Here is a 6,760-nt window from a genome sequence, read left to right on the forward strand (position 1 = left end):
GGTCCAGATGGACTTTTATTTTTATAAAGTGTTCAACTTGATTTTACAATCGGCGAAATTCAAATTTTTCAAATTATTGTAGGCTGGCGTCATTAAATATTGTGTACTAGCGTCTATTGCCATGCCGATTGTTACCATGGCGAAGACTAAGATAAAGCGTCCCCTATGTATCTCGTAAAATCCCTTAATATTCATTCATACTCACATCCATCATATTATTGAAACTATCATATTTTTATTTATTTTTAATTTTACCCCCCTGTTTTTAATTTTCAACTCAATTTTGCCAAGTGGTCAAAAAATTACCCCAAGATGCAAAAAAAGCATGCCAACTTGACATGCTTCTCATCAAAAATATGATATTTTTTTACTTTTCAAACCAATCCCAATCGTTGCCCATAACGTGAACTTTGCTATCACTGTTATCAGCACTACTGATTTTTTCAGCTCTTGTAGGACGTTCAACTGTATATTCATCGCGCGTATTCTTCTTCACGATGCCTTCAAATTGAATTACATCGCCCTCTTCTAGATTTAAGTCTTTGAATGCCTTAGTCATATGAAGGGCAATTTGTTTAACCACTACATTATCTTCATTATCGACAGTTAACTCAGTAAAGATCCCTTTATGATCGTCAGGACGTAGAAACTTCGCAGTAAAGATATGACGATCTCCATCTGCATATTTTGCTAAACTCTCATTGTATATATCAATCATCTGAAAATTCTTCCTTCCGTGTCCACTATAACATTTTTTACTTGTATCGACGTATTTTCATAAGAAAAAGAGCGGCAAACGCACACAGTTGTCGCTCTTTAGCAAGATGATGGAATGAAGAAATTTTTTAATTGCTTATTTCACTTCTAAAGGAGGAAGGATGCTCATCCAGCCACCTGTTATAGTAGTTCTAAATTGTTGATTTGTTAAATGGTTTTAATCTTTTATTCAGCAAGTGCCTTTACTTTAATTAGCAATGCAATTTTGGCAATATCAGCTTCGTTTTCTGCCACGATCATTGCCTCGTTTGTTAGCGGATAATCAATTGCCTGTCCATGTTCTAAGGCAAGTAGTTGCAAAAAAGTTCTCGTGCTCCGACCATTGCCTTCTCTAAAGGGATGAAAGAAATTAATCTTGTCGATCAAACTCGCATAATTTTCAGCAGTCAACGGTCCTTTTTTCGGTAAATTAGAAATAGCTTCGTTAATATCCTCTTCGGCGTAGTCAAAGCGTTCACGTGGGAAAAAGACGGTATTTCCTTTACGAAAATCACCCTTGCGGTAATGTCCCGCCCATTCATATAAAGGTGAGAACATTATCTTATGAATTTTCTTTAAGTCTTCAATTTGGCCTACTTTAATTTTTTCCTTTAACAGCAATAATTCTCGCTCAGCTGAAATTTGAAATTCCAAGTCTGCTAATTCTGCTGCATCCCTAATCCCCAACTTATTCTTCATCGTTCCATTAGGATAAAGAGTCACTGAAATCCAATCTTCTGCCATTAAAATGCCTCATTGATTTCATCAATAATACTTTGATCTGGCTTATTTGCCTGGTCAACTAACCGTGCAATATCTTTAGTTTCCGGCTTCCACCCCTCTAAGTGATTATTCTTTACTACAAAACAAATTTGTTGAAACATTTGGGGATCAGGAATTGTTACTGCCTGAATCGTTTGTTTATCTACATCAATTTCTAGTTTATAATCTTGCATTTTATCTACCAATATTTCTCAAGTGGGCGTTCATCTCTGCCCTCACGACTTTGACGCAAGTGCTCTGTAATTATCATCGTCAACACTTCTGCCAATTTATCTATTTGTTCTACGGTTACATATTCATACCGGCCATGATAATTACCACCACCATTGAATAAGTTCGGAGTCGGAATGCCTTTTGGCGTAATAAAGTTACCATCAGTACCGCCTCTAAATGATTGAACATGTGGTGTCAGACCACACTTGCGATAAGCATCTAAAGCTAAGTTGACGATATATGGCTTATCCTTTAATCCATTATAGATGTTCTCATATTGACGACGAATCTTAACAGTAAAGCGATCGCTGCCATATTTTTCATTCAGCTTCTGAACGATTTCTTTAATTAAATTCTCTTTTGCAATGAATTTATCCCATTCAAAATCACGAATTATCATACTAATATCCGCATGGTCTACCGTGCTTGTAGCATCAGTAACTAAGAAAAAGCCCTCATGATTGCGTGATTTTTCTGGAACTTCATCTTGCGGTAATGCTGATAAAAATTCGTTCATTAATGTGGTGGCATTGACCATTAGGCCGTAAGCTTCACCGGGATGCACAACGGTTCCTTTAATATGAATAGTAGCTTCAGAAGCATTAAAGGTATCATAAGAAAAATCACCGGGGCGGCCATTATCTAAAGTATAGGCAAATTCTACGCCAGGAAAATCGTGCGGATCAAAATATTTACCGCCGCAGCCAATTTCTTCATCAGGGCCAAAGGCAATATATACGTCTCCATGTTTAACATCGGGATGTTCTACCAAATAGCGTAGCATGGAGAGTGCCCCAACAATGCCAGCTTTGTCATCAACACCCAATAAAGTATGACCATCTGAAGTAATTAATGTTTGGCCTTTTAAATTTAACAAATCCGGAAATTCTGCAGGATCGAGAACTATTCCTTCATCTTTGTCTAAATAAACCTTTTCTCCATCATAATCAGAATGAACTTGGGGCTTAATATTTTCAGCATTAAAATCTGCAGTATCAACATGCGCAAAAAAGCCAATCGGTGTAACCTCATCAATTGTATTTTTAGCTAATTTTCCAATAGCAAAGGCTGTTTTATCATTGTAATATGCGTCGAGTCCCATATCTTTTAATTCTTGTACCAACTCTTTAGCTAATACAACTTGACCAGGTGAAGATGGAATTTGGTCATGATGCTCAAAGAAAGAACGCGTATTTTCCTTAGCATAATGAATAAATTTATTTTGTTCGTAATTCAAATCATAGAAAGTCATACCTCACGCCGCCTTTTCATTTTAATTTCATATTGTATTCAGTATAATAGATTACTTTTCTGAATTAAAGTATTTTTCACAAATCGCAACCATAAGTAGATTCAAAAAAGAATATAATGAATTGGCAAGAATTATTTGAATGAGAATAGGAAAAACTTATGGATGAATTATTTGCAAAAGCACCTATAAAAAAAAGTCTATTTTAAATTAGCCTTCCCTGTGGTGCTAGGGATGATTACCACAATGATCTAAGCAAAAGAATCAGCAGTTTTTGTTTATTTGGGTCTGTAATTGTTGGTATCATTTTGACAGTTTTGCTTTTAGTTTTTGCCAAACCAATTTTGATCCTTCTAGGAGTTAAAGCATCTACTTATTCATATGCTTTTGATTTTTATCGGATTATCGCTCTGGGATTGGTATTTATCATCTTTTCTTTAGTTCCACAAAACCTAATTCGAACTGAAGGCTTAGCTTTTGAGGCCATGCTCAGCACAATGATAGGAACTATTTTAGCTATTATTCTACATTAGCTTAAATCCGAAAATTATGAAGATTTCTAGGCAAAATATTAAGGACGTGATTGCCATTGGTATCCCGGGTTCAATTACCAACTTTGCTCAAAGTTTTGGTATGGCTTTACTTAACTCGTCTCTTGCCGCATACGGTGCTAACAAAGTTGCCGCTATGGGAATCACTCAAAAAATTTATAGCATCGTCATTTTAGTTATTGTTGGTTTTGCCTTCGGTGCACAGTCATTGATTGGTTATAATTATGGTGCTAAAAACTGGCAACGATTAAAAGACATTTTACGCTTTGATACTCTAGTTTTAGTAGCATATGCAATTATCGTTGGTGGCTTACTGATCATCTTTGCCAAACCAGTGACTGCACTATTTATGAATCAAGCATCAATTGTTTCAGCTGGTAGCTACATGTTAATTGCCACGATTATTACTACCCCGTTTGTTGGAATTATTTTAGTTTATACTACAGTTTTCCAATCAATTGGGGATGCCTGGGGAGCCTTCGTTATGGCAATTACTCGTCAGGGCATCATTTATTTCATTGTGTTAGAAATTTTGAAGAGTACTTTAGGCTATCATGGTATCGTTTGGTCACAAGCAGCAAGTGATATTCTAACCTGGATTATCGGTTACTTCATGTTTAAAAAGAGTCTAGATCTAAAAGATAAGTTAAAGAAATAAAACAATAAAAGACCTGCAGAATTTGATATTCCGCAGGTCTTATTTTTATCTCAATTATTCATAAATAATAACTGGTTCATTCTTAGAAATGTTATTCCAAACTTTTCTAATCTCGCTAGGCTTAACATTGACACAGCCATGTGAGCCACCTCTTAAGTAGGCCTTCTTACTCCAATCGGTTCTCCAACTAGCATCATGGAAACCAGAACCACTTAAAGTAAATGGCATCCAGTATTTAACTGGTGAAGCATAACTTGAACCATCGTCATTGGTACCACGCAAAATACTTGGAGATTCCTTGTAGTGAATGTACCAAACACCACGTGGAGTTTGATCACCCTTGCTACCTTCCATCGTACCAGTAACTACATTATCCAAATGTGCAGCTAACTTACCTTTTCTAACAAGCCAAACCTCTTGCTTCTTTAATGAAACAACTGCATAAGTATTGCCGATTTCATGATTACTCTTACCGTAACCATGAGCGTAAGTACTATAGCCTAAACCATAAATTGCATCAGCACCATCAAAAGTGGTTTTCCCATCTGCAAAAGCTTGTAAGATCAAACGACGAGCCTTTTTAACATAAACACCCCAGCCCCAAGTCTTATTTTTAACGGTAATTGTCTTACCCTTAACCTTATTACCAGTAGGAACCGTAAACTTATAGCTTTTATGCAAAGTGGAAACTTCTTTATCAATTTGGTTTAACTTTTCAGTTAATTTAGATGTATCGCCAAATTGATATTTGCCATCTCGGTAGCTAACATCATTTAAAAGATCCTTGGCCTTTAACTGATAACTCTTGCCATTAATTTTGTAAGTCAATTCAGCCTTCTTTAACGCATTCAACTTCTTCTTAGCAGTAGCTAAATTTTTAGTAGTAAAATTATAGGCTTGATCTGAAGGCGTCTTAGTTTGTTGCTTTTTAAACAGTGCTTCAGTTTCTGCCTCATCGATTGTCGGTGCGGTCGTATTATAGCTATAAACCAATTTTTCATTTCTTAATTGCACATGATTTTTAGCTTTTTTATTTACTTTGGCAGTTGCCTTAGCAACAGTTAATTTGCCAACCTTCACACCATCGATTTTAACATTTGGATTAAAGTGTGTTCGTGCATACTTCTCCGCTGCAGCTTGACTGGCTACACGATGATTGTGAATACCAAAACCTGCAATAATGCCGACCACAACTAAAATACCAATTATTAATATGATTAGATTGCTTCGTTTATTTTTTCTTTTTAGATCCTCGTTCATACTATTCTACCTTTATTCCCATAAGTAAGCTAATAGTTTAAATATAGCACCCAAGAACACATGTGTAAAATCTTATGTTTTTATTTGGCTTTTTTCATGATAACTCTCGTCGCATCCTTCAATGCAAAATATAATATTGGCGTACAAATTGCAGTTGAAATTGAGTTAATTACGGTTGCAGGCAAACTTACAAATGCACCAATATATGCTACTTGCAAGCTCGTTCCTACCATTAATGCTTCAACAATTGAAACGCAATATGTAGTAAAAATTTTAGTCACACCGGCAACAATACCTAAAATGATAATATTCTTCTTACTATCTTGATAATTCATCCCTTTAAAAATTAAGCTCAAAACTGTCGCAACCACAACAACTTCAAGCATAGTGAGCCATGATGTAGCAGCATAACCATTTAATAAATCAAAACCACCTAAACCAATAATTCCGGCAATCATCCCATTGCGATAACCCAAATAAAGAATAGCTACTGCCGTCAAAGTATTGCCAAAATGAATAAATGGTCGACCTACCATAGCAGGTACAGGAATTCGTAAGACCCAGATACCAATATAAATAATTGCTGCAAATAATCCGGTAAAAATCAATGCTTGTAAAGAATTTTTATCTGTTTTCATTATTTTCTATTCCCCACCTTTTCTAATAGCCAACTTAATCCTGCCGCATAATTCGGCCCTAAACGCGGATCCTGCTTAGTAGTATTCAAAATAGCTCGTTCCACAAAATCAGCCGCAATAGAGCAACTTTCTTTTAAACTATATTGATGCATAAATGCCGCTAAAAAGACACTTGTAAAAATGTCGCCGGTACCAAAGAAGCTTCCTGGCAATCTTCTCTGGGTTAGTGACCATTCTTTTCCTTCAGTAATGCCCACTTCTCCGATTTTTTCATCTGACAAATCTATTCCAGTGATAATTACATTAGGAATATCAAATTTAGTCGATAATTCTTGCGCTAAACTTGTAGCCGTTTGAATGGAATTCTCTTCTGCTTTTTTTCCTAATAAAAATGCAGCTTCAGTCATATTTGGCGTTAAAATTGTAGCCTTAGTAACCAATTGCCGCATTTTTTCAATATACTGCTGGCTTAAGCCACGATACATTTTGCCATGATCCGCCATTGCCGGATCTATTAAAATAATTTTTTGCGTAAATTGCAATAATAAATTGAACACTTAAGCTGCTTGATAGATATGATCCAATTCTCTTTCAAAAATTTCATCTGGTGTATGATATGCCAATATTTTTCTTGGTAGCGAATTGCACCAGG

At 35.7% G+C, this 6,760-nt stretch carries 6 protein-coding genes and 2 pseudogenes; 1 reads left to right on the forward strand and 7 read right to left on the reverse strand.

Features of this window, described 5'->3' with window-relative positions:
* Window positions 1–367: 367 nt before the first annotated feature.
* The 4 genes from CP355_RS09115 to pepT form a co-directional block, all read right to left on the reverse strand.
* Window positions 368–718 carry a hypothetical protein gene (locus tag CP355_RS09115; RefSeq protein ID WP_087176705.1) on the reverse strand — a complete coding sequence of 117 codons (351 nt, stop codon included), beginning with the start codon at window positions 716–718 and terminating at the stop codon, window positions 368–370.
* A 224-nt stretch (window positions 719–942) separates the two neighbouring features.
* Window positions 943–1,500 carry a Fic family protein gene (locus CP355_RS09120; RefSeq protein WP_098044379.1) on the reverse strand — a complete coding sequence of 186 codons (558 nt, stop codon included), beginning with the start codon at window positions 1,498–1,500 and terminating at the stop codon, window positions 943–945.
* Window positions 1,500–1,712 (reverse strand): hypothetical protein, encoded by a 213-nt coding sequence (locus CP355_RS09125; RefSeq protein WP_087176712.1) that lies wholly within the window; start codon window positions 1,710–1,712, stop codon window positions 1,500–1,502. Before CP355_RS09125 ends, CP355_RS09120 begins: the two co-directional genes overlap by 1 nt.
* Before the next feature lie 5 nt (window positions 1,713–1,717).
* Window positions 1,718–3,004, reverse strand: a complete 1,287-nt coding sequence (gene pepT / locus CP355_RS09130; RefSeq protein ID WP_098044380.1) for a peptidase T — start codon at window positions 3,002–3,004, stop codon at window positions 1,718–1,720.
* A gap of 158 nt (window positions 3,005–3,162) precedes the next feature.
* Between pepT and CP355_RS09135 the strand changes: the two are divergent.
* A pseudogene (locus CP355_RS09135) lies at window positions 3,163–4,210 on the forward strand (MATE family efflux transporter).
* A gap of 54 nt (window positions 4,211–4,264) precedes the next feature.
* On the opposite strand, the gene CP355_RS09140 reads toward CP355_RS09135, so the two are convergent.
* The 3 genes and pseudogenes from CP355_RS09140 to CP355_RS09150 form a co-directional block, all read right to left on the reverse strand.
* Window positions 4,265–5,470: a L,D-transpeptidase family protein gene (locus CP355_RS09140; RefSeq protein ID WP_098044381.1), complete on the reverse strand. Its 1,206-nt coding sequence runs from the start codon at window positions 5,468–5,470 to the stop codon at window positions 4,265–4,267.
* Between the two features lie 80 nt (window positions 5,471–5,550).
* Window positions 5,551–6,108: an ECF transporter S component gene (locus CP355_RS09145; RefSeq protein ID WP_087176709.1), complete on the reverse strand. Its 558-nt coding sequence runs from the start codon at window positions 6,106–6,108 to the stop codon at window positions 5,551–5,553.
* A pseudogene (locus tag CP355_RS09150) lies at window positions 6,108–6,635 on the reverse strand (PfkB family carbohydrate kinase); the annotation flags it as partial. The pseudogene CP355_RS09150 and the gene CP355_RS09145, both read right to left, overlap by 1 nt.
* Between the last annotated feature and the right edge of the window lie 125 nt (window positions 6,636–6,760).

The sequence above is a fragment of the Lactobacillus sp. UMNPBX4 genome (genome assembly GCF_002554115.1).
Lineage (GTDB): Bacteria > Bacillota > Bacilli > Lactobacillales > Lactobacillaceae > Lactobacillus > Lactobacillus gallinarum.

Bases quoted from the DNA above. Each gene is read 5' to 3' on its own strand.
- CP355_RS09145 (WP_087176709.1), bottom strand. From the start codon at position 6,108: ATGAAAACAGATAAAAATTCTTTACAAGCATTGATTTTTACCGGATTA.
- pepT (WP_098044380.1), bottom strand. From the start codon at position 3,004: ATGACTTTCTATGATTTGAATTACGAACAAAATAAATTTATTCATTAT.
- CP355_RS09120 (WP_098044379.1), bottom strand. From the start codon at position 1,500: ATGGCAGAAGATTGGATTTCAGTGACTCTTTATCCTAATGGAACGATG.
- CP355_RS09125 (WP_087176712.1), bottom strand. From the start codon at position 1,712: ATGCAAGATTATAAACTAGAAATTGATGTAGATAAACAAACGATTCAG.
- CP355_RS09140 (WP_098044381.1), bottom strand. From the start codon at position 5,470: ATGAACGAGGATCTAAAAAGAAAAAATAAACGAAGCAATCTAATCATA.
- CP355_RS09115 (WP_087176705.1), bottom strand. From the start codon at position 718: ATGATTGATATATACAATGAGAGTTTAGCAAAATATGCAGATGGAGAT.